The organism is Ignavibacteria bacterium, assembly GCA_013177855.1.
Taxonomy (GTDB): domain Bacteria; phylum Bacteroidota; class Ignavibacteria; order Ch128b; family Ch128b; genus Ch128b.
Map to the genome: position 1 here is coordinate 2,198,033 of JABLYA010000001.1, position 23,110 is coordinate 2,221,142.

Consider the following 23,110-nt stretch of genomic DNA (forward strand, 5'->3'; position numbering starts at 1 on the left):
ATCTTCACCATTTTGATTTAAATAATCATTTGTAATTCCATGAATTTTACACTTTTTGATAAATCTTTGTTTGTCTTTAAATAACGATTAAACTCTCTTTTCCTTTGACCTTTTTCTATTTCTATTGCCGCAATTTGAATAATGTCATCAATTTCGGGATTTTTTCCTGTTGTTTCTGTATCGAATAAAATAATTTTATTGTTTTTAAGTATATCATTAAAAAGTTTTAATTCTAATTCAAAAAAATTTTCTTTTAGAAAATCTGTGGGATATAGTCCAGAGTTATAAAGTTTATTCACAAAATTTCTGGCTTCTTTAAAAGTGTTAATTTTTCCAAAATGTTTTAAAATTCTTGCCCAGTTTAGTCTTGAATAATCATCAATCAAACAATTCAAAAAAGCCATCACATCTTTTATTACGGCAGTTCTAAATAAATCAAAATGTGAAACTTTGAAATGATCTATACTTTGCTGATTTAATAGCCTGCTAAAATTTTTTACACTATTGTTAGTTCTTACCAGAATTGCTGTTTGAGATCTTTCTTCCTTTATTAAATCATTAATCAATTCACTGATTGTTTTATCCAGAAGAGATGGGTCAGCTACTTTAAATATTTTTAATGTTCCAGGTGGTTTTGACTGCGACTGAAAAGAAACTGGTTCCTGGTTCCATTGTGGGTTAAGATAATTCCTTGCAAAATCATTGTAAACTTTAAGCAGATAGGAAGGTGATCTAAAATTCAGACTTAATGTGTGAATCTGAAAACTCTTTTTAATATCCTCAATGTTACTTAAATCGGCTCCCAGGAATGAAAAAATTGATTGCTCAGGATCCCCGAAGTAAACTAAGTGACAATCGGGTGCAGAAATTAATCTTATAATTTCAAAATGAAGAGCATTTAAATCCTGAATCTCGTCAACTTGAATCCATGAGTATTTCTGAAATTTGATCCTGTTATCTTTGATCAGATGAAGGTAAGTCAAAGTTAAAAGATCGTCAAAATCAAGAAAGAGATTTTCCTCTTTTATTTTTTCATAATCCGAACAGATTTTTTTAATAAGTTGATCTCCAAACATGTAATAAAGTATATCTTTAGGCTTTAGAACTAAATTTTGTGGAAAGCCGAATTTTGTTTGTTTTAGATAAGAGTTTAATCGTATTAAATCATCTATGCGAGCATCAGGAGATATAGAATTTAGTCTTATATTATTTTCTTCTAAGATTTCTTTAATTAAAAGTGAGGAATCTTCTTCGTCAAGTAGAATTGTCGCATTTGGTATGAGTTTGTTTTTATTGAGAAAGTTAAGGCAAAATCTGTGAATATTTCCGATGAAAACTTTACAATCAGGGGAGTATCTTTCAACTCTTTCCTTCATTGCTTTTGCAGCACGATTTGTAAAAGTAAGACAAACCATCTCTTCGGGATTGATTCCATTTTCTATTGCAAAAAGAATTCTATGCGAAAGTAATTCTGTTTTCCCAGTCCCGGGAGGTGCCAGAACTAAGTGCTTCCCCTTTGCCAGATGAACAATGTTAATTTGTTCCTGTGATAAATTAATTTGATTATCCAATGTAAAACCAAATAGTAATTTGTAACTTTTGAAATATAAATTTATTTGCCTTCAAATTCCCAATAATCTATCATTCTAAAATTAGAAAGTTTTGCTTGAAAATTTCTAAATCTTTTATAAGTTAGAACTAAAATTAAGGTTATGAAATGAGAGTGAATAAAGATTTCAAGGTAAAAGCTCAATATGGAAGTCGATTTAGAGAATTTCAGAATTTGATGAAGATTAAGATACGGGATATTTTACTTGTCTCGAGTTTGTATGACTATTATTTGTTTGAAGAAGATGGAAGACTTTATGAACAAATTCGCGAGGAATACAGAGCTTTAAATTTAAGTCACGCACCTGAAATTACTCATGTAACCACTGCACACGAAGCTTTTGAATTTTTAAGTGATCAGAAGAAAAGATTTGATCTGGTTATCACAACATTACACATCGAAGATATGTCAGTAATTAAGTTTGTTCAAAATTTAAAATCACAATGTCCAAACTTACCAGTTATTTTACTTGCTTATGATAATCGTGAACTAAAAGAGATATCGAAGACTTATGACCTTTCGATTTTTGAAAAAGTTTTTATCTGGCAGGGGGATTATCGATTACTCATTGCAATTATAAAATATCTTGAAGACAAACTGAATGTTGAAAACGATACGAAAACGGTTGGAGTTCAATCAATCATTCTTGTTGAAGATAATGTAAAGTTTTACTCGAGTTATCTGCCAATTATTTACACAGAAATTTTCACTCAATCACAACGATTAATTTCAGAAGGCTTAAATATTTCTCATAAATATCTAAGGATGCGGGCAAGACCAAAAATTTTGCTTTGCTCAACTTATGAAGAAGCATGGGATTATTTCACCAAATATCAAGAATATATTCTTGGAGTTATTTCCGATATTAATTTTAGAAGAAACGGGGAAAAGGATCCTGAAGCTGGTTTGAAGTTAGCAGCTGAAATTAAAAGGCAGCAATCCGATATTCCAATACTTCTTCAATCAAGCAATATTGAATTTGCCGAAAAGGCTCGTGCTGTTCAGGCGTTTTTTATTCAAAAAGGTTCACCGACTTTGTTAAAGCAGGTTCGAGATTTTATTAAAGATAATCTTGGTTTTGGTGATTTTATTTTTAGAACTCTAGATGGAAGAGAAGTTGCAAGAGCTCGTAACTTAATCGAGCTCGAGGAAGTTTTGAAAACAGTTCCAGAAGAAAGTATCATCTATCATGCATCGAGAAATCATTTCTCAAACTGGTTAAAAGCACGGACTGAATTCTGGTTAGCCCATAAATTAAGACCAAGAAGGGTCAGTGACTATCCAACCATTGAAGCACTACGACAGGATTTAATCAATTCTATTCGTGAATATCGTGAGATGAGATTGAGAGGAATAGTCAGTGAGTTTGATAAAAATACTTTTGATATTAATCACAGCTTTGCACGAATTGGTTCTGGTTCACTTGGCGGGAAAGCGAGAGGATTAGGGTTTCTTAATAGTTTAATTGTCAACTATGGAATTAGAGATCAGTTTGAAAAAGTTACGATTTATGTCCCTTCAGGAGTTGTACTTGCAACGGATATTTTTGATCAATTTATTAATGATAATGAGCTCTTCAATTTTGCGCTTCAGTGTGAAGATGATAATTTGATAAAAGAGAGATTCTTCAATGCTCAATATTTCCCTCAAGAAGTTGTCAATAAATTGAGAGACTTTCTTGAATTAGTTAAAACTCCGCTTGCAATTCGGTCTTCGAGTCTTTTAGAAGATTCACAATTTCAGCCTCTTGCAGGAGTTTATGCAACTGTAATGATACCAAATAATAATCCTGACATTGAAATTAGATTAAAAGAATTACTTGATGCAATTAAACTTGTCTACGCTTCGATGTTTTTCCAGCACAGTAAAAATTATATGAAAGCAACAGCCTATCGACTTGAAGAAGAAAAAATGGCAGTGGTCATTCAAAGAGTAGTCGGGTGTGAGCGTAATGGAAGATTTTATCCAGATTTTTCGGGAGTTGCCAAATCTTATAATTTTTATCCTCTGCCGCCGCAAAAAACAACCGATGGGATTGCTCAGGTTGCTTTGGGTCTCGGCAAAATTGTTGTTGAGGGTGGAAACACAGTTAAATTCTGCCCAAAATATCCTAAACATTTAATTCAATTTTATTCAACGAAAGAAACTGTTCGAACTTCCCAGCAATATTTTTATGCAATCGATTTGAATGAAGAATTTCGTTCTGTAAAACACTCACCAGAAGAGTTTGTTAAATCATTTGATCTTTCAATTGCCGAAATTGATGGAACGCTTTACCTTCTTGGTTCGACTTATTCCCCAGAAAACGATGCAATCTACGATGGAATTTCCCGAAGCGGAACCCGAATTGTTACTTTTGCACCAATACTTAAGCATTCAGTTTTTCCATTACCAGAAATTCTTGATTTACTTTTGGAAATCTGCTCATGGGCACTTGGTGCGCCAGTCGAAATTGAATTTGCATGTAATTTGAGCTCAAACAATTGTCCGAGAGAGTTTGCTTTGTTGCAGATGAGACCATTTATAGTAAGTCATGAAATGGAAGAAGTTGAATTTGAAATTAATGATACTGAAAATTTTGTTTGTTATTCACCTCAAGTTTTAGGCAATGGAATTTATAGAGACTTGAAAGATGTGGTTGTTGTAGATATAAATAAATATGATCGTGGTAAAAGTCGGGAAGTTGTTTCAGAAATTGAATACTTCAATAAAAAACTATTAAAAGAAAATCGTCATTATATTTTGATTGGAGTGGGAAGATGGGGAAGTTTAGATCCCTGGCTTGGGATACCAGTCACCTGGGATCAAATTGGAATGGCTTCAATCATTGTTGAAGCAAGTTTTAAAGATTTGCACATAACTCCATCGCAGGGTTCACATTTCTTTCAAAATATTACTTCATTTAGAATCGGTTATTTCACAATTGATCCTTATCACAATATAGGTTTTATTGATTGGGACTGGCTGCTTTCCATTCCACCAGCAGAGGAATTAAGTTTTTGCAGGCATTTAAGATTTGAAAATGAATTAATTGTCAAAATTAATGGTCATAAGACAAGTGGAGTTATTTACAAACCAGATGCAGTAATTTCCAATCATAATTGATTACATTTCTCTATATTGAGTTTGTTATGCAGTTTATTCTTCTGATATTAAAACGATTTTTATCAATTCAAAGAAGATCAAAATTTATTTCCACAATTACTTTAATATCCATATTGGGTGTAATGATAGGAGTTATAGTCTTGGATATTGCACTTTCTGTATTAAATGGTTTTGAGAGAGAAATTGAAAATAAATTAGTCGGATTTAATCTTCATATTGATTTAGGAACGATGGAAGGGCAACTTGTTAGCTTTAATGAAAGTGAAATTGCTGAGATAAAGAAAATTGTTGGAAATGATTTAGCGGGTATTTCACCTTATGCTGGTCAACTTGCTCTTGTTCGGAGTAGAAAATTCAAAGAAGGTGTATTTATTAAAGGAATTTTACCTGAGTATGATTACACTGATTTAAGAAATAATATTATTGAAGGTGAATATCGAATTTCGAATGATAAAAATTATCCAACAATTCTTATTGGAAAAAAATTAGCCAGAAAGATTGGAGTTAAGCTTAATGATACAATCACTGCATTTTCACTACATAGTTTTGTATTGCCAATTGATCCTGAACATATTAGTGTGAAAAAATTTGTTGTTTCTGGAATTTATGAATCGGGTATGTCTGAATATGATGATGTTAATACTTTTGTTCATCTTAATTCAGCTCAAGAATTATTCGGATTTGATGATAAAATATCAGGTTACGAAATAAAATTAAAGAATCCTCAACTTGCTGATTATTACAGCTTTACACTTTCAGCCAAACTTGGTTATCCCTACCAGGCAAAATCTATCTATCAGACTTATAGAAACATTTTTAACTGGATTGAACTTCAGAAAAAACCAATTCCAGTTGTGCTTGCCTTTATTACAATAGTTGCAATCTTCAATATAATTTCAACTCTTCTAATCCATGTGATGGATAAAACAAATTCAATTGGAATTTTGAAAACACTCGGTGCAACTTCAAAACAAATAAAGACTATATTTCTTTTAAATGGTGTATTTATTGGATTTATCGGAACTGCTGCTGGGAATATCATTGCTTTAATCCTTCTTCATCTTCAATTAAACTTTAATATCATCAAAATTCCTGAAGGAATTTATTTTCTCGATAAAGTTCCAATATCAATTGAAGCTGAAAGTTTTTTGATAGTTTCGCTCTTGAGCATAATTATTTCGATTTTGTTTTCATTCCTTCCAGCAAGATTTGCGGCTAAAATTGATATCATTAAATCAATTCGGTTTTCATAAGAGAAATGAAATTAGAAAGATTTATTGCATTTAGATATTTGAAATCGAGACATAAAGTAAATTTTATCACAATAATTTCATTGCTTTCAATTCTTGGAATTACAGTTGGCGTTGCTGCATTAATAGTTGTCCTTTCAGTATTTAATGGATTTGCAAGTATTGTAACTGACATTCTGGTCAATTTTGATCCACATTTAAAAATTGAATCAAATGTTGCCGAAGGGTTTAATCCAGATAAAGCTCTTGAGAATTACTTAGAGCAAAACAAAAAAGTTGAATCATTTTCACCATTTGTTTATGGTAAGTCAGTCATTTATTCAAAAAGAGTAATTCGAATAATTAATCTTTATGGAATCAGTGAAGAAAAAAATCTTGAACTTTCGGGACTTAAAACTCATATCATATCAGGCAGTTACGATCTAAAAACAGAAAATTTACCAAAGGCATTGATAGGATTTAGTCTTGCAAATAGATTACAGGTTTCGATTGGTGATACTATTGTAATTGTCAGCCCTGAAGGATTGGAAGGATATCTTGCTGGAGTATCTGCTCCAATGAATCAAACTTTTGTAATAAGTGGAATTTATAACTCGCACAATGTCGATATTGATGCTTATAATGTTTATGTATCACTGCCATTTGCTCAAAGATTGCTTGGTTATGGTCAAAAAATCTTGGGATATGAAATTCGATTGAAAAATATTCACGAGACAAATTACCTTAAAAGAGAAATTGAAAAAAATTTTTCCGATATAACTTACTCTGTAAAAACCTGGTTTGATCTCCATAAAGATCTTTATTCAGTTATGCTGATTGAAAGATGGAGTGCTTATATCATTTTAAGTTTGATAATTGCTGTTGCAACATTTTCGATTTTTTCTTCTCTGATGATGACTGTTATAGAAAAAAGAAGGGATATTGGTGTCTTGAAAGCAATGGGACTTTCTGATAGAAGCCTTCTTAAAATTTTTCTTCTTGAAGGAATCTTAATTGGTATAATTGGTTCGATTTTGGGAGTTATACTTGGACTTTTAATCTGTTTCCTTCAAATCAAATATAAACTCTATGCACTTGATCCAAATGTTTATATCATTGATGCATTGCCTGTAAAGATTCAAATTCTTGATATTGTGTTGATTGTTTTAATGGCAATTTTTCTTTCAACAATTGCTGGATATTTCCCCGCAAAAAGAGCAGCAAAACAAAATCCACTTGAAGCAATTAGATGGGAATAAAATGAATTTAAATTCTGATAATCAAAAAGTTTTAATTAATGCAATTGAAATTAAAAAATCTTATGTGATTGAGAACAAAAATAGGCTAGAAGTTTTAAAGGGAATTTCACTTGAAATTTATGAGAATGAGATTTTAGAAATTGTAGGTGCATCGGGTGCTGGGAAAAGTACACTACTTCACATTTTAGGAACAATTGATAAACCCGACGAAGGAAAAATTTATTTTTATGGACAGGATTTGCTTTTAATGAAAGATGAAGAACTTTCACAGTTTCGAAATCAAAACATTGGTTTTGTTTTTCAATTTCATCATTTGCTTCCTGAATTTACTGCACTTGAAAATGTAATTATTCCTATGATGATCAATAGAAAAAGTTTTGACGAAGCTAAACCTAGAGCAATTGAATTGCTTGAATATGTTGGACTTGGGGAACGATTAAATCACAAGCCTTCGGAATTATCTGGAGGTGAACTGCAAAGAGTTGCAATCGCAAGAGCTTTAGCTAATAATCCGAAAGTCATTTTTGCCGATGAACCTACAGGGAATCTTGATACTCAAAATAGTCAGAATATTATTCAATTAATTCAAAATCTTAACAGAGAATTAGGTCAAACTTTTGTGATTGTAACTCACAATCCAGAAATGGTTGGTATTGCTCATCGTGTAATGGAAATAAAAGATGGAATGTTGAGCAGGAAATTAATTTGAGTTGTAAGGTCTAAAAGAGTTATTAGAATTTTAGAATAATAATTCTTCCAAAAAAATCTGTGAGTAAATTTACGCTGGCTATTGGACTTAAATTTTGATTAAAATGAAAAAGCGTTGCCATATGAGCAACGCTTTTTCTTATGGTTACTTCAATATTTGAATTTTGATTAATATTTACTCTCTTTCACAACAAACTTGCTGTAAAGTAATAATCCAATGATTGTTGCGACACCAATCAAACTGAATACAATCCATAATGTTTGTGGATCTTTTAGATTATCTACAAAATGAACATAAAGGTTTGCGCCAAGAACTCCACCAATAAGTGAACCTAAAACTCCATACAGAAATGCATAGCCGAGGTAAGTTGCTTTTTTATCTTCAGGTGCAATCAATCCAACATAACTGATGAATTTAGGATGAGCTGTCATCTCACCAATTGAAAACATTATTATTCCAGTCATAAATACCCAGATATCTGTTGAAATTGCTAGAATTGCCATTCCAATTGTTCCAAGAGAAATTCCTGTTATCATAGTTGGGAGAGCTTTCTTGTTTTTTACGATGTTCGAAACAATCATCTGAAGTAAAATAATCGTTCCTGCATTTATAACTGTCACATGTTCAACATCAAATCTCCAGTTCAAATTAATTCCAAAAATTCCTAGGAAAGAATTCACTACATTATTTAAAGAAGTTGCATCAACATAATCTTTTACATACCAGAGTACTGAATCGAACATTTGGAAATACAGTATCCAGAAACCAGAATAAATTACGATAAGGGATACAAATCGAAAATCTTTTAGAACTAAAATCATTTCTTTAAATACTTGGATTAAAGATTTAGTGCTTGCTGGTCTGGGTGGCTCTTTGTAAAATAAAATTGTTGGAATAAGCATTCCCGCAGTAAACACAGCTGACGCAATCATAACTGTATGCCAGCCGAAAGTTGCTTTTAAGTATGGGACAAGAATTAAAGGAAATAAAAAAGCTCCAAAGTTGATTGACCAGTAATAGATACCAAATGCAAGTGTACTGTTCTTTTCATTTGTAATTCGAGCGATAGTCCCCGAGATCATAGGTTTGAATGCACCTGCACCGATTCCCATAATTATTAAACTCGCAAATACAAGAACATAGTCTTTAAATTGACTGGTTAGAAAATAACCAAGCCCTAAGAATGTAAATGCAAATATTAAAGTTTTCTTATAACCGAAACGATCGCCAATTGCGCCAGCAACGATTGGTAAAATATAGAGTAACGGTTGAATAGTGCTTTTAATAACTCCAACACTTTCTTTTGAAAAGAACAATTGATCAGTAAAGTAAACTGAAAGAATACTCATCATTCCGTAGTAAGATCCTCTCTCAAAAAATTCGAACATTATTACGAGCCAGAATTGTGAAGAAAATTGAGTAAAGAAGTTTTTAATTTTTAGAAACATAAATCGCTCCGATTTTTTGAGTGATAATAATTTTCAAGATAATTAAAAAATTAGAGTGCTTGAAAACTCGAAAAAGATCTTTTTAGACCTTTGGTCAGCAGAATAATTAAACTGATAACTAAAAATGGGATTGTGTTTAATAGGTGAGTTAAAACAGCATAAGCAAGACTAATTTTAACATCGAAGCCTAAAAACATAGTTAGAACGCTTTTACAAAATGCGTGATAAGAACCAGTAGAACCAGGAATTGGAATCATAATACCAAATGTGGTTATACTCATTATTATTAATCCCGATGAAATATCCACAGGAATAATTTTGTGCATATTCAGAGCAAGGAGACCAAAATAAGATCCAACAGCATAAGTAAACCATAAAACTGGCGAAAGCAGAAATGTTAACCAATAATTCTTTCTTGTTTTTATACTATTGAAACCATCTATTACTTTTGAAGTGATTTCTGTTGCTCTGGAAAATCTATTCAATCCTAATATGTCTAAAAATTTTTCAATCCATAAAACGATCTTTGATTGGAATTTCACAACAAGATAAAGTAAGATGAAGGCAACAACTAAAATTAACATTCCAAAATAGAGAGCATTAAAAATCCACGGATATTCTTTGCTCAAACTTTCGCCGAATAACCAAACTGAAACTAAAAGTGAGACAAGAAGGAAAATTAAATCATAAACTCGCTCAACTATTATTGTTCCGAGAGCAGAACTTCTTGATATTTTTTCAGATGAACCAAGATAAAGTGACCTTGCAATTTCACCAAGTCTCGGGAAAACGACATTTACTCCATAACCAATGATAGTCGCCTCAAACAAATTTTTAAGTTTTACATCTTCTTTGAAGGATACAAGCATATATTTCCATCTAAGAGCTCTTAAAAAAGTGCCCAGAAAAATTATTAGAATAAAAACCGTCAGGTAAAAATAGTTTATGTTTGAAAGCTCATCTGCAACTTCACTAACTGAGACACCACGAAAAGTGTAAATTAAAAGTCCTATTCCAACTCCAAGAGATACGAAGTATAAAAGAATTTCTTTTAGATTTATTGATCTGAATTGAAATTTTTCCGATTTATCTGAGGTCAACAACTTTTACTCCCGATGGAATTTTGAATTTTATTAAATCGTCTTTGAGCTTTTGATTAGAATTAAAACTTAAAATAGAAAAATAGTAGATATTGCCAGCCCAGTCTTCAACCTGAATTTTTTGTATGATTTTTTCCTGAGAAATCCAGAGATACATCAACTTGAACTCTGGATTTGATGAGGCAGGTAACAAACGAAACTTAAAAACATTTTTATTGCCTAATTTTTCTTCTCCTAAAAATTCACTTTTAAAATTCTGTGGGAAGTTTGTTAACAGGTTCTCAGCAGAAAAGAAGTTTTCTTCAAACTTTGTAATTACAACTCGCTTTGCCTTCTTCGAATAATTATAGATTGTTTCACCATCGGATATAATTAATTGTCCATCGATTTCCAGTCGATATCTATTTTTGTTCAAGAAGTATAATTTACCTTTAGAAATTTGCCCACCTTTAATTACAGGAGATGAAATTTCTTTTGTGAATTCGATTACAAAATCTTCTAATTTTTTGTAATGCTGTTGAACATCCTTTAAAAATTTATCTGGATTAAACTTATCGTTTTGTGATGCTAAAACGATGTTAGTAATAATGAATATAACAGTAATAAAAAATGTTTCTCTGAAAATTCTATTCAGTTTCATTTCGCTCACTTTTAATTTCAAAAGGTATTTAATACAAATTTAGAAAAGATAATTTGAATAAATTTCACGATGATTTTAAATACAACCTTATCAAATGTTTCCATAATTTTTTATTTAGGCTTAGAAACAAATGGGAAGATTATAAAAAAGCCCTGCATTTAGTGCAGGGCATTAGGGAATAAATCCAAATAATAATTAAAAATTATACGAGCTTGTACGAGGAATATCATAAGAATCGAATATTTCATCTAATTGTTCTTGTGTTTCAACTAAAACTAATCTATTCTTGTTGCCATCTAAGGGTCCTACCACTCCAATAGTTTCAAGTTCATCCATTATTCGGGCTGCTCTTGCATAACCAAGTTTTAGTTTTCTTTGCAAAAATGTAACCGAAGCAATTTTATTTCTAAGTACTAAAATAGCTGCGTCATATATCAGTGGATCATAATCTCCTATTGCTTCACGGTTACCACGATTATTGTTAGTTACCGATGGAAGAAGGTAAGGACTTGAAAATCCTTCCTGTTTTTCTATGAAATCTAAAACTCGATTAATTTCCTGTTCCGTGATGTATGAATTTTGAACGCGTATCATATTGTCGTTATTGTTGTAAATCATATCACCGCTGCCGAGAAGTTGTTCAGCTCCGGTTTGATCAAGAATTGTTAAAGAATCTGCCCTTGAAGAAACTTTGTAAGCAATTCTGGCTGGGAAATTTGCTTTAATATTTCCGCGAATTACATTTACAGACGGTCTTTGCGTTGCAAAGATAAGATGAATTCCCGCAGCTCTTGACATCTGTGCAAGTCGTGCAATTGAATCTTCGATTTGTTTACCTGCAGTGATCATAAGATCAGCGAATTCATCAACAATTACGACTATATATGGAAGTGGATGGAATTCAACTCCATCTTTTTCTTTGATTTTCCCAGAAGCAAGTTTATCATTGAACTCTTTAATATTTCTCACATCCAATTTGCTTAGCCAATCGTATCTCAAATCCATTTCGGCCTCTAATGATTTTAAGACTGTCACAGCATTTTCAGGATTTGTGATTATTTCTTCCTTAATGTCAGGACATACAGCCAGATAATGTTTTTTTAGTTTCTTATACATTGCAAGTTCGATTCTCTTTGGATCAATTAAAACAAATTTGACTTTAGCTGGATGTAATTTGAAAAGAAAACTGTTAATGATTGTATTGATACCAACACTTTTACCTGAACCAGTTGCACCTGCAATTAACAGATGGGGCATTGATGTTAAATCTTCGATAAAGATATCACCATCGGCAGTTTTGCCCATTGCAAGAGGTAATGGATAATTTATTGTTTGATATTTTTCCGAACCAAAAATACTTGAAGCTCGAACAATTTCTGGACTGTCATTCGGTATTTCGACACCAATTGTACCTCGTCCGGGCATTGGGGCAATCAATCGAATTCCTTTTGCTTTTAATGCTAACGCAAGATCATCCTTCAACGCTGTTATCATATTTACTTTCACATTTGGAGAAGGTACAACTTCGTACAGAGTTACAACGGGACCAGGTGTGACTTTTATTTCTTGAATATCGACTTTAAAGATTTGAAGTTTCTTCTTAATCATTTCTGCTTTTTGGGTAAGCTCGCTTTGCCTTACGCCATGAACAGTAACCGGCGTCTCTAATAAATCAAGTGGGGGCAAATCAAATTGTAAACTTTCATCCCATGGTTGAATACCAGAGACTGGTTCTGATTTAATATCAGTTTCGGTTTTTTCATCCTCCGTTTCTTTTTTCTTTTCTGTTAATTTGGGTTGTTTTTGGTTATCAGCTTTAGCGGGACTTGCATCTGGAATTACAAGTTTATCTTTTACTATCTCGATTTTAGTCTCTTTCGGTTCTTCAGAATTTTCTGGGAGAGGAGTTTCTTTTTTCTTATTGACCTTAACAATCGTTTTTTCTTCGCCTTTAGTTTTTATCAGTGTGCTTTTGATTTTGAACCATATAAACTTGAAAAATTGACTAATACCTAAGATTATATTTCCAAGTAATTCTTTCAGGTCAATATTCAATAAAATTGTAGAGAGGATTAGTATCATAATAAAAATTAAGATTAACCCTCCAGCTGAACCAATCAATCTAATTAATAAAGAACCAAGGAGTGCACCAACTGATCCATAAAGCTCTTTGTTTTGTGATACTATATCCAGATTGTTTGCTAGAATTCCGACCATTGATGAAAATAAAATCCCAATGGATGCAATGACGATTGAATAAAAAAGTGATTGTCTAAAGTTATTTATACCGAATAAAATTAATATGCCCCAATAAAATAGAATGATTACAAATGCAAAAGAAAAATATCCAAATAAATCATTTATGAAAAAATTAGCGAGTATTGCACCAATTAGTCCAATCCAATTTTTTATTTTTGACGCACTCTGAGATATATCAGAGTTTCTATCTACAAGTGAAAAGAAATCTGCAGGTTTTAAATTTTGAATATAAGTATAATCACTTCGGCTATATGAAAAAATGCTGAATGAAATAATAATTGCCAAAGATAGAAGGCAAAGAGCCAAGATAGATTTCTTAATACCATAAGGTATTAAAAAGTCATCTGAGTTAATTGAGGTTTCGTTAATTTTTTTCCGTCTTCTCATAGCAAACCTATAAAATTATTAGAGTAACTTGCATTAATGTTATACTTATCAATCTGAGAGATAAAATCGATATCAGCTTCAAAGCCATTTTGTATTAGTATCTGACCGTGGTCAGTCTCTTTGAGAAATTTTCTCAAATCATTTTTATATTTTTCATAAATAACTAATGAAGTTAAACCTGCATCATTCACCTCCAAATTAGTTTGTAAATCGTTTAATTTTGATAAGAGTAATCCAGCAGCAATTGCATCAGATGCATCATAAAATCCATTGCGGCCTGAACAAATGATAAACCACTCATCTCCTAAATTGAGCATTTCTTGAACGACTGCTGAAAGATTCAAGGTAGAATAAATCAAGACATTTTGTGAATGTTTTAATAAGCTGAAAACTTTTGTTCCATTGGTTGTAGTTAAAATAATTTTTTTGTCTTTCACTTTTTCGTTGGTGAATTCTAAGGGAGAATTTCCGAGATCAAATCCTTCAATAATTTTTGTGTTTTTTTCTCCACAGAGTAAATAAGTAGATCGCTCAAAATTTTTTGCAATTTTAACTGCTTCTTCTACAGATGAAGTCGGGATGATATTTTTTGCACCATTTGCTAATGCAGTTATAATTGTTGAAGTAGCTCTCAGTAAGTCAACAACAATTACATTTTTTTGGAAGAAATAATCTTCCATTTTTTCATTTATCAAAAAAATTACTTCTACTTTCATCTTTGAATAAAAGGAATAGTTGTTAGTTTAGCCTTTAATCTTTTACCTCTGATATCGATTTCAAAAATATCCTGTTCGGAAATTGAATTGACTTCAAAATATCCTAATCCAATCGGTTTATTTAGAGTGGGTGACTGAGACCCGCTGGTTACGAATCCAATTTGCTTATCATTAAAATAGATTGGATTTCCATGCCTTGGAATGCCTCGTTCGATAAGTTCAAAACCTTTCAATTGTCGTTTAATTCCTTCTTGTTTGATTTTAAGCAGTGCATCTTTCCCGATGAAAAATTCTTTATCAAGTTTTGTAATCCAGCCAAGTCCCGCTTCAAGTGGATTGGTGGTTTCGTCGATATCATTTCCATAGAGGCAATATCCCATTTCAAGTCTTAGACTATCACGAGCACCAAGGCCGCAGCATTTGATGTCGAACTGTTTACCAGACTCTAATATCGCATTCCAGATTTTTACGGCAGTTTTTTCATCACCTTCGAAATAAATTTCGTAACCGAGTTCTCCAGTATAACCTGTACGTGAAATTATTGCTTTCGTGTCTAAAATTTTTCCTTCTTTGAAAGTATAATATTTTAATTCAAGAATATCGAAGTCAATTAATGGTTTTAATGTTTCTGCAGATTTGGGTCCTTGCACAGCAATTAGAGTTATATCGTCGCTTGTATCCAGTAGTTCGACTTGCAGATTATTAACATTCTTTTTCATCCATTCGAAATCTTTATCCTTGTTGGATGCATTCACTACCAGCATAAATCCATCTTCTAATTTGTAAACAAGGAGATCGTCAACAATGCCGCCGTTCTCATAACACATCGCTGAATACTGAGCTTTGCCAGGTTTTAGTTTGGATGCATCGTTAGTTGTGATTTTTTGAACGAAGTTAAGAGCATCATTACCTTTGATAAAAATTTCTCCCATATGAGACACATCGAATATTCCAACACTATTTCTTACAGCCATGTGTTCGTCAACAATTGAGGTGTAATAGACTGGCATTTCAAAGCCGGCAAATTCGACGAGTTTTGCGTTTAATTTTTTGTGTATCGAATTTAACTTTGTATATTTCATTGAATTCCTTTCTGCTTAGAGCTGAAGGAGAAAGGCAAAAGTGCGGTAACCTTTCTCCTTCGTTTCGTCTTGACCACAGATTTTCAGCTCCAAGCTTAAATTTTTAAAATTTTAATTGTTTGATTTTCAATGATTTACTGAGTTTATATTAAGTAAAATATTAAACAGGTGCAAGTGGAAGTTTTAATTTAATTTTGCGATTTTCTCATTAAGTCTAGAAATGTATCAACTAAAATTGAGGTTCGTTATGAAACAATACATTTTATTTGCAACTCTTGCTGGCGTTCTTTGGGGAATTGGTGGTTATTTTGAAAAAGCTGGGCTGAGAGAAATGGGAATGCCTCCAATTGCGGGAATAACTATAAGAACCCTTGTAGCTCTTCTTATTCTTGGTTTGATTTCAATTCCTTCTTGGAGTTTGATCCAGAATCCATCAAACTATAAAGCATGGTTGATGATCATTATCGGTGGTGGAATTGTTGCTGGAAGTTTTGGTATGTGGAGTTTTTATACTGCACTTGCAAAAAGTGAAAATCTCGGTGTGACTTTAGCAATTGCATTTGCAATGTCTCCTGTTGCTGGAACTCTCTTAGGTTTAATTAAAGGAACACAAGAGATAAACTGGAAGATTGCATTCGGAATTTTGTTCATTGTGATTGGGATTATTCTTGTTCAACTTTCACATAAGCCGCAAACTTGATTGATAACCTGCTTTGTGCTTAATTAAAATGCTAATAATTTATTTTCAATTAAGTTTATCATTAATTATTTTAATCAAAAAGTAAGAGAGTTATGGGAATCAGATTTTACAATACATTGACTAAAAAGATAGAAGAATTTATTCCTCTCGAACCGGGTAAAGTAAAAATTTATATGTGTGGACCGACTGTTTATGATTATTTCCATATCGGGAACGCTCGGTCATTTGTGATGATTGACATTATTAGAAGATATTTTATCTATAAAGGTTATGAAGTTAAGTTTGTAATGAATTTAACCGACATCGATGATAAAATTATAAATAAAGCCTTAAGTGAAGGTGTGACTGCGCAGGAAATTGCGTCTAAATATTCCCAAGCTTTTTTTGAGGATATAAAAAAATTAAAGATTAAGCCTGCTGATGTATATCCAAAGGCTACTGAAAATATTCAATATATTATTGAACTAACACAAAAATTAATTGAAAAAGGTTTTGCTTACCAGATTGATGGAGATGTTTATTACGATGTAACAAAATTCTCTGAGTATGGAAAACTTTCAGGAAAGAATCTTGATGAACTTATAAGCGGTGCCAGGGTTGATGTGAACGAACAAAAGAAAAATCCAGCTGACTTTGCGTTATGGAAATCGGCAAAACCCGGTGAACCATACTGGGATAGTCCCTGGGGCAAAGGAAGACCAGGATGGCATATTGAATGTTCAGTTATGTCGATGCGTAACCTGGGAGAAACATTTGATATACATGCCGGTGGAAACGATTTAATTTTCCCACATCATGAAAATGAAATTGCTCAGAGTGAAGCGGCAACCGGAAAACCTTTTGCTAGATATTGGATTCATTTCGGCTTTTTAAATATTGATAATCAAAAGATGTCGAAATCGCTTGGTAATTTCTTTACCGCCAGAGAAATTCTCGAAAAATATTCACCCGAAGCATTAAGATTGCTTTATTCACAGACAATTTATTCTGCACCTTTGAACTTTTCACTCGATTTACTCTCGAATACAGAGAATGCGGTTAAAAGGTTAGAAAATTCACTCCACCTTGTTCGAACTGCTCAATTAGTTGAAAGTCAGGAAGATTTTGATGTAACCCGATACTATCAAGCTTTTGAAGAAGCAATGGACGATAATTTTAATTCACCTGAAGCTGTTGCAGTAATTTTTGACTTTGTTAAGGAAGTTAATTCTTTTATTGCGGAAAAAAATGGATTGTCTTTGTCGAATAAAGAGAAAATTTTATCTGTTTTCAAAAATCTTGCTCAGGATATTTTTGGAATAATTGATCTCGAAAAAGGAGCAAAATTGGATAACAAATTAATTGATGATTTAATGAAAATAATTATTGATATAAGATCACAACTTCGAGCAGAAAAGCGTTTCGATTTATCCGATAAAATTCGTGATGAACTTAAAAAACTGGGAATTGAACTCGAAGACAAAAAAGGAATCACAACATACAAGTTCAATAAATAAGGGATTTAAGAAATGAAAAATTTATCCCGCAGAAAATTTATTTTATCATCAACCATACTTGGTATCGGATTCAAATTTCTAAATCCAGAAAAATTATTTTCCAGAAATTACTCCTCTCAAGGCGAGGGAACAAGGCCTGTGGTAATTTCAACTTGGGATCGAGATAGAAAACCAAATTTAAAGGCTTGGGAAATCCTTGAGAACGGTGGGAATTCACTTGATGCTGTTGAACAGGGTGTAAGAGTTGCCGAAGACGATCCTGAAAATAACAGCGTTGGTTATGGTGGACTTCCTGATGAAAACGGAATTGTAACCTTAGATGCCTGTATAATGGATTGGCGTGGAAGAGCAGGTGCAGTTGCATATCTTCAAAATATTAAAAACCCAATTTCAGTAGCTCGACTTGTAATGGAAAAAACTAAACATGTGATGCTTGCTGGCGAAGGCGCTAAAAAATTTGCATTAGCGTATGGATTCAAAGAAGAAAATCTTCTTACCGAAAAATCTCGCGAAGCCTGGATTAAATGGAAAGAGAGTATGAGTAAAGATGATAATTGGACTGGCAATGAAACTCACGATACAATCACTATGCTTGCAATTGATAAATATGGAAACATTTCAGGTGCTTGCACAACAAGTGGTTTAAGATGGAAAATTCATGGCAGAGTTGGCGATTCACCAATTGTTGGTGCAGGTTTATATGTAGATAATGAAGTAGGTGCTGCAGGTGCAACCGGAGTAGGTGAAACAATAATGAGAACTGTTGGTTCGTTTTTGGTTGTAGAAAAAATGAGAGAAGGAATGTCTCCTCAGGAAGCCTGTGAATATGTTGTTAGAAGATTAATTGAAAAAAATAAAAATATTATGAAAGAACCTTATCAAGCTGCCTTTATTGCTTTGAATAAGAAGGGTGAGATAGGTGCTTATTCTGTGATAAAAGGATTTGATTTTGTCGTATCTAAAAATGGTAAAACAGAAGGTTATAAATCTAAATTTGAACTTGATAATTGATAAAGAGAATTTATGAAATTTTTAATCAAATGGATTTTAAACTCTTTAGGAGATTTATTCTTATGAAAATGAAATTCATAAAATTTTTCCTTTTACTCGTAATCGTTAATTCACAAATTTTACTTGCTCAAGGTAGTGCGGGAACGAAATCGGACATTGAACCACGGTATTTAGTTGATATGAATACAGCAGGCATTCTTCAAAAAGGAATGTTTGCAATTACAACAGAGCAATTACCAAATGGGGTTTTCATATTAAAAATGGATGTTGGAATTTTTAACCAATTTAATTTCGGGATTTCGTATGGTGCAGCAAATTTTGTTGGTAAAGGTGAGATGAAATTCTATAAATATCCTGGCGTAAACGTAAGATTTAGATTGTTCGATGAAGAACCTTCTTTTCCGGCAATTCTACTTGGTTTTGATTCTCAAGGCAAAGGAGAATTTATTGATTCAATCAGAAGATTTGAAGTTAAATCTCCTGGATTTTACTTAGTTGCAAGCAAGAATTTTAATTTTATGGGATTACTCAGTTTGCATGGAGGATTGAATTACAGTCTGGAAACTTCTGATCAGGATAAAAATTTGAATTTAATGGTTGGTGTTGAAAAAACTGTCGGTCAGCAAATTTCAATTGTAGCTGAATATGATTTTGGACTAAACGATGATGAAAATAAAGTCGGTCGTGGTCGCGGTTACTTAAATGCAGGAATTCGCTGGTCAATTGGAAAAGGTCTCACACTCGGGTTTGACTTCAGAAATCTTGCTAATAATCGAATTACTGATACTTTTGGAGGCGATAGAGCTTTCAGACTTGAATTTGCTGCAATGATTTTTTAATCGCTTTTTGATGTATAATTTCATAAACGAAGAATTTATTTTATTAGACAAAGTTATTGCCCTGTATTCTTTCTTAAATCTTAAAAATTTTTGGATTTTGAAGAATTTTGATCTTGGAACTTATTGGTATTAACCTTGATTAAATTAATTGATTAATAAAGTGTCTGGAGGTTGATATGAAAATTAAAAATTTATATTTCTGGGTTTTTATAATTATCGGGGCTTTCTTTCTAAGTGGCTGCTATACTCAACTTAAACTTGAAGACGATGACTATGCTTATAAAAAAGAAAGGAAACGAGTTATTATTGAAAAAAGAGTAGAAGAGCGTGATGGTGAGAGTGTTGAAACCACCGACACTACCTATGAATCAACTGATGATTATGGATATGAAGAAGATGAAGACCACTATTATTATCCAAGGCATCGAAGATCTTATAAATTTTATCATCCAGGAATAACAATTGTTGTTGGTGGTGCTGTTTATTATGATCCATGGTATTTTGATTATTTCTATTATCCTTACACAATTTGCCGAACTTATTATTTGCCATGGTGGTATGGTTACTATTCTTGCTATCGAGTCTGGTATGGATTTGCTTACTATGATCCGTTCTACAATCCATTTTATGCACCGCCATATTGGTGGTATGATCCTTATTGGTACGGAGGATATTATCCGCCCATAGTTCAATATAGAAAGAATGATTATACAAGATTAAGAGATCAAGATGGAGGGCGAAGTGGTTTAGTTCGAACTGGGAATTGGGGTAGAGATCTAAACATTCAAGTTGCATCTGAAAGAACTAAGATGCGTGATATTGAAGGAAGTTCAATAAGGACTAATACTGGAAGAGAAAGAGATACACGAATAGATACTGATTTGAAAGTTCCAACAACTCGAGATAGAGGTGCAACAATAGATCGGGATACGAGAACAACTCCAAGAACTCAAGAAAAACCTAACACACGAAAAGAAAATGTGAGAGATCGTGATAACAACCGAAATTCTCCACCTTCAATTGATAGAAGTAAAACTCCAACTCGGACTCCAGATAGAACTCCCGATACTCGCCGAGAACGAATTGATGAGCGTCCAAAAAATTCTCCTGATCGAAACGAAACTCCATCATCAAGAAGATTTGATTCTTACATTCCAAACTTAGAACAGAAGGTTATTATTGAAAGAAATACTGATTATCGAAATAATGATTTACCATCAAAAAAGAATGATGATTCGAATTTGAGAAATTACAGGAATGAAAGAATTCGAATTGAGTATGAAATTCCCAGACGAGAATATACTCCAAGATTCGAGGAAAGACGAACAGAACAAACTCGTTCAAACGATTCAAATAGTGATGAGAATGTAAGAAATTCTTCACGCATTAGAAATGAAGTTCCGAGTTATAATTTACCTCGAAGAACCGAAACACCACGATACGAACCGCCAAGATTTGATCCTCCAAGCAGAACTTATCCACCTTCGTTTACGCCATCACCTCAAACTCCACCACCATCCAGAACTCCATCAACATCTGGAGATAGGGGAAGAGACAGATGAAGAAATTAACACTTTTCGGATTGATATTTTTAATTTCAATTGGACTATTTGGTTGTTATACAATTTTATCTCATCCAGTTGTAAAAAACGAGAATTCTTATCATCAAGTTAAATTCTATAACGATTGTTCATCCTGTCATTCTAATTCTGACTTGGTAAATTATGGTTATTCATATCTTGAAAGATATCCTTCAAACAACTTAGTTGAACCTTATCCGCTTTATGTAACGCCGTATTATGTTCAACCTTGGTGGATGGATATTCGAATTCCTGTTGTTGAATCGGAAATTTCCAGAAGAAATGATGAAACAAGATTACGAAATTTAGATGGCGGCAGGACATCAGCACCTTCGGAATTTTCAATTCCATCAAGAAATTCGGGATCAAACTCAGGTTCAGGCAGCAGTTCAAATGCAACGACAGGAAATTCTACAAATTCTTCTAATGAACGAAATACAAGAGATCGTGACTCAGACACTCCAAAATCCAGAAACAATTCAGGTGAGAGGAAAAAATGAAATCTAAGATTTTAGTTTTTGTTCTGTTTATAACTTCAATTTTATCTGCACAAAATTTTAACGATGCACTAAGATTAAGTTTTCAACCTTATGGAATTGGTGCAAGAGCTCTTGGTATGGGTGGTGCTTTCATCGGCGTGAGCGATGATTATACCGCAACAGCTTACAATCCAGCAGGCTTATTCCAGTTGAAGAGAATGGAATTTCATGGTGGAATTAACTATTTATCTTACGATAACAACACAACATTTTTTGGCAATCAATCGACTTTTAATACAAGTTCGGTGAAATTAACAGACCTCGGTTTTGTATTTCCATTTCCAGTTATCAGAGGCAGTCTTGTTTTTGCGTTTGGGTTTAATCGTTCAAATAATTTTAATGACGCACTCGCATTCGAAGGATTTAACAATACAAATACCTCAATGATACAGGCTCTGCTCGGCAGAGGAGATGTATCTTATTTGCTTTATCTGACCGATTCGACAGGAGATTACACGCCAATTAATGGAAGGTTATATCAATCTGGATCAATTTTGAGCAGCGGCTCTGAAAATAATTGGGTCTTTAGCGGTGCAATTGAAGTTGCAAAGAATCTTTCTATTGGTGCAACAATTGGTATTGTAAGCGGTGAGTTCGAAAGAAATCGTGATTATTCAGAGGAAGATGTTAACAATATCTATCACTCTGGAATTAGAACCGATCCTGTTGATCCAAGAACTGCAGATTTTGAATTGTTTAGATTACAAGAAACGTTGAAGTGGGAGTTAACTGGTTTTGCCGCAAAACTCGGTTTGATGTACCGAGTGAGTGATATGATGAGATTTGGAACAACAATAAAATTCCCAACCATTTACACAATCAAAGAACATTATCTTGTTGATGGGTATTCGAGGTTTGGGACAGGATTTTCTGCTGATATTGATCCACCACTTGAAAGTAAAATTGAATATGATATCTGGTCACCATTTGAGTTTGGTGTCGGCTTTTCTGTTTCAAAGTTTGGTTTGACAATTAGTGGAGATATGAATTTAATTGATTATACTCAAATGGAATTCAAAGGTCTTTCTCCATCGAAAACCGCAAGAAATAATAGAGATATAAAACAATTGTTTAAGAGTGTGATGGATTATAATCTTGGTGCAGAATATAACATTCTTCAAAGTGGCTTGAGATTAAGAGCAGGTTATTTCGTCAAAAATTCACCATTCAAAGATGATCCATCCGATTTCAATCGAAAATATCTAACTTTGGGAATTGGCTACATTACTCCTGAAGGATTTTCGTTAGATCTTGCTTATGTGAGAGGAACCTGGAAAAATATTGGCGATAACTATGATAGCGGAGTCTCAAGAACCTATCAATCATTGAAAACAACTGACATAGTTTTTACTACAAGTTTTAGATTTTAATCGATTTGCGACCCTCCAGACAAATTAAAGTC

The 23,110-nt window shown here is 32.8% G+C and carries 18 protein-coding genes; 11 read left to right on the forward strand and 7 right to left on the reverse strand.

Annotation, left to right across the window (positions count from 1 at the left end; all coding sequences use genetic code 11):
• Positions 1 to 17: 17 nt before the first annotated feature.
• Positions 18 to 1,571: a UvrD-helicase domain-containing protein gene (locus HPY57_09205; protein ID NPV11952.1), complete on the reverse strand. Its 1,554-nt coding sequence runs from the start codon at positions 1,569 to 1,571 to the stop codon at positions 18 to 20.
• 215 nt (positions 1,572 to 1,786) lie between these two features.
• On the opposite strand from HPY57_09205, the gene HPY57_09210 reads away from it, so the two are divergent.
• Genes HPY57_09210 through HPY57_09225 form a run of 4 tightly spaced genes read left to right on the forward strand, consistent with a single transcriptional unit; the run spans position 1,787 to position 7,911 of the window.
• Complete coding sequence (locus tag HPY57_09210) at positions 1,787 to 4,714, forward strand: histidine kinase (protein ID NPV11953.1); 2,928 nt, start codon at positions 1,787 to 1,789, stop codon at positions 4,712 to 4,714.
• Positions 4,715 to 4,740: 26 nt separating this feature from the next.
• On the forward strand, positions 4,741 to 5,967 hold the full coding sequence (locus HPY57_09215; protein NPV11954.1) for an ABC transporter permease: 1,227 nt from the start codon (positions 4,741 to 4,743) through the stop codon (positions 5,965 to 5,967).
• Positions 5,968 to 5,972: 5 nt separating this feature from the next.
• Positions 5,973 to 7,202 (forward strand): FtsX-like permease family protein, encoded by a 1,230-nt coding sequence (locus HPY57_09220; protein ID NPV11955.1) that lies wholly within the window; start codon positions 5,973 to 5,975, stop codon positions 7,200 to 7,202.
• A gap of 1 nt (position 7,203) precedes the next feature.
• Positions 7,204 to 7,911: an ABC transporter ATP-binding protein gene (locus tag HPY57_09225; GenBank protein NPV11956.1), complete on the forward strand. Its 708-nt coding sequence runs from the start codon at positions 7,204 to 7,206 to the stop codon at positions 7,909 to 7,911.
• Between the two features lie 167 nt (positions 7,912 to 8,078).
• Here HPY57_09225 and HPY57_09230 read toward each other — a convergent pair whose 3' ends face one another.
• From HPY57_09230 to gcvT, 6 genes are all read right to left on the reverse strand, one after another.
• Entirely contained in the window at positions 8,079 to 9,359 is a 1,281-nt protein-coding gene (locus tag HPY57_09230) for an MFS transporter (protein ID NPV11957.1), read from the reverse strand.
• A gap of 50 nt (positions 9,360 to 9,409) precedes the next feature.
• The gene (locus HPY57_09235) at positions 9,410 to 10,459 is read right to left on the reverse strand and encodes a flippase-like domain-containing protein (GenBank protein NPV11958.1); all 1,050 of its coding nucleotides are present in this window, start codon (positions 10,457 to 10,459) and stop codon (positions 9,410 to 9,412) included.
• Complete coding sequence (locus tag HPY57_09240) at positions 10,446 to 11,099, reverse strand: outer membrane lipoprotein carrier protein LolA (GenBank protein ID NPV11959.1); 654 nt, start codon at positions 11,097 to 11,099, stop codon at positions 10,446 to 10,448. Before HPY57_09240 ends, HPY57_09235 begins: the two co-directional genes overlap by 14 nt.
• A gap of 195 nt (positions 11,100 to 11,294) precedes the next feature.
• Positions 11,295 to 13,745, reverse strand: coding sequence for a DNA translocase FtsK (locus HPY57_09245; GenBank protein ID NPV11960.1), 2,451 nt, complete (start codon positions 13,743 to 13,745; stop codon positions 11,295 to 11,297).
• A complete protein-coding gene (locus HPY57_09250; GenBank protein NPV11961.1) occupies positions 13,742 to 14,461 on the reverse strand; it encodes a 2-phosphosulfolactate phosphatase in 720 nt (239 codons plus the stop codon). Before HPY57_09250 ends, HPY57_09245 begins: the two co-directional genes overlap by 4 nt.
• Positions 14,458 to 15,543: a glycine cleavage system aminomethyltransferase GcvT gene (gcvT, locus tag HPY57_09255; GenBank protein ID NPV11962.1), complete on the reverse strand. Its 1,086-nt coding sequence runs from the start codon at positions 15,541 to 15,543 to the stop codon at positions 14,458 to 14,460. The genes HPY57_09250 and gcvT overlap by 4 nt, the downstream gene beginning before the upstream one ends.
• Before the next feature lie 247 nt (positions 15,544 to 15,790).
• Between gcvT and HPY57_09260 the strand changes: the two genes are divergently transcribed.
• The 7 genes from HPY57_09260 (at position 15,791) to HPY57_09290 (ending at position 23,078) form a co-directional block, all read left to right on the forward strand.
• Positions 15,791 to 16,243, forward strand: a complete 453-nt coding sequence (locus HPY57_09260; protein NPV11963.1) for an EamA family transporter — start codon at positions 15,791 to 15,793, stop codon at positions 16,241 to 16,243.
• Between the two features lie 98 nt (positions 16,244 to 16,341).
• Positions 16,342 to 17,739 (forward strand): cysteine--tRNA ligase, encoded by a 1,398-nt coding sequence (locus HPY57_09265; GenBank protein ID NPV11964.1) that lies wholly within the window; start codon positions 16,342 to 16,344, stop codon positions 17,737 to 17,739.
• Positions 17,740 to 17,751: 12 nt separating this feature from the next.
• Entirely contained in the window at positions 17,752 to 18,750 is a 999-nt protein-coding gene (locus tag HPY57_09270) for a N(4)-(beta-N-acetylglucosaminyl)-L-asparaginase (protein ID NPV11965.1), read from the forward strand.
• Between the two features lie 68 nt (positions 18,751 to 18,818).
• Positions 18,819 to 19,589, forward strand: coding sequence for a hypothetical protein (locus HPY57_09275; protein ID NPV11966.1), 771 nt, complete (start codon positions 18,819 to 18,821; stop codon positions 19,587 to 19,589).
• Between the two features lie 176 nt (positions 19,590 to 19,765).
• Entirely contained in the window at positions 19,766 to 21,151 is a 1,386-nt protein-coding gene (locus HPY57_09280; GenBank protein ID NPV11967.1) for a hypothetical protein, read from the forward strand.
• Positions 21,148 to 21,669: a hypothetical protein gene (locus HPY57_09285; GenBank protein ID NPV11968.1), complete on the forward strand. Its 522-nt coding sequence runs from the start codon at positions 21,148 to 21,150 to the stop codon at positions 21,667 to 21,669. Before HPY57_09280 ends, HPY57_09285 begins: the two co-directional genes overlap by 4 nt.
• Complete coding sequence (locus HPY57_09290) at positions 21,666 to 23,078, forward strand: hypothetical protein (GenBank protein NPV11969.1); 1,413 nt, start codon at positions 21,666 to 21,668, stop codon at positions 23,076 to 23,078. Before HPY57_09285 ends, HPY57_09290 begins: the two co-directional genes overlap by 4 nt.
• The last annotated feature ends 32 nt before the right edge of the window (positions 23,079 to 23,110 follow it).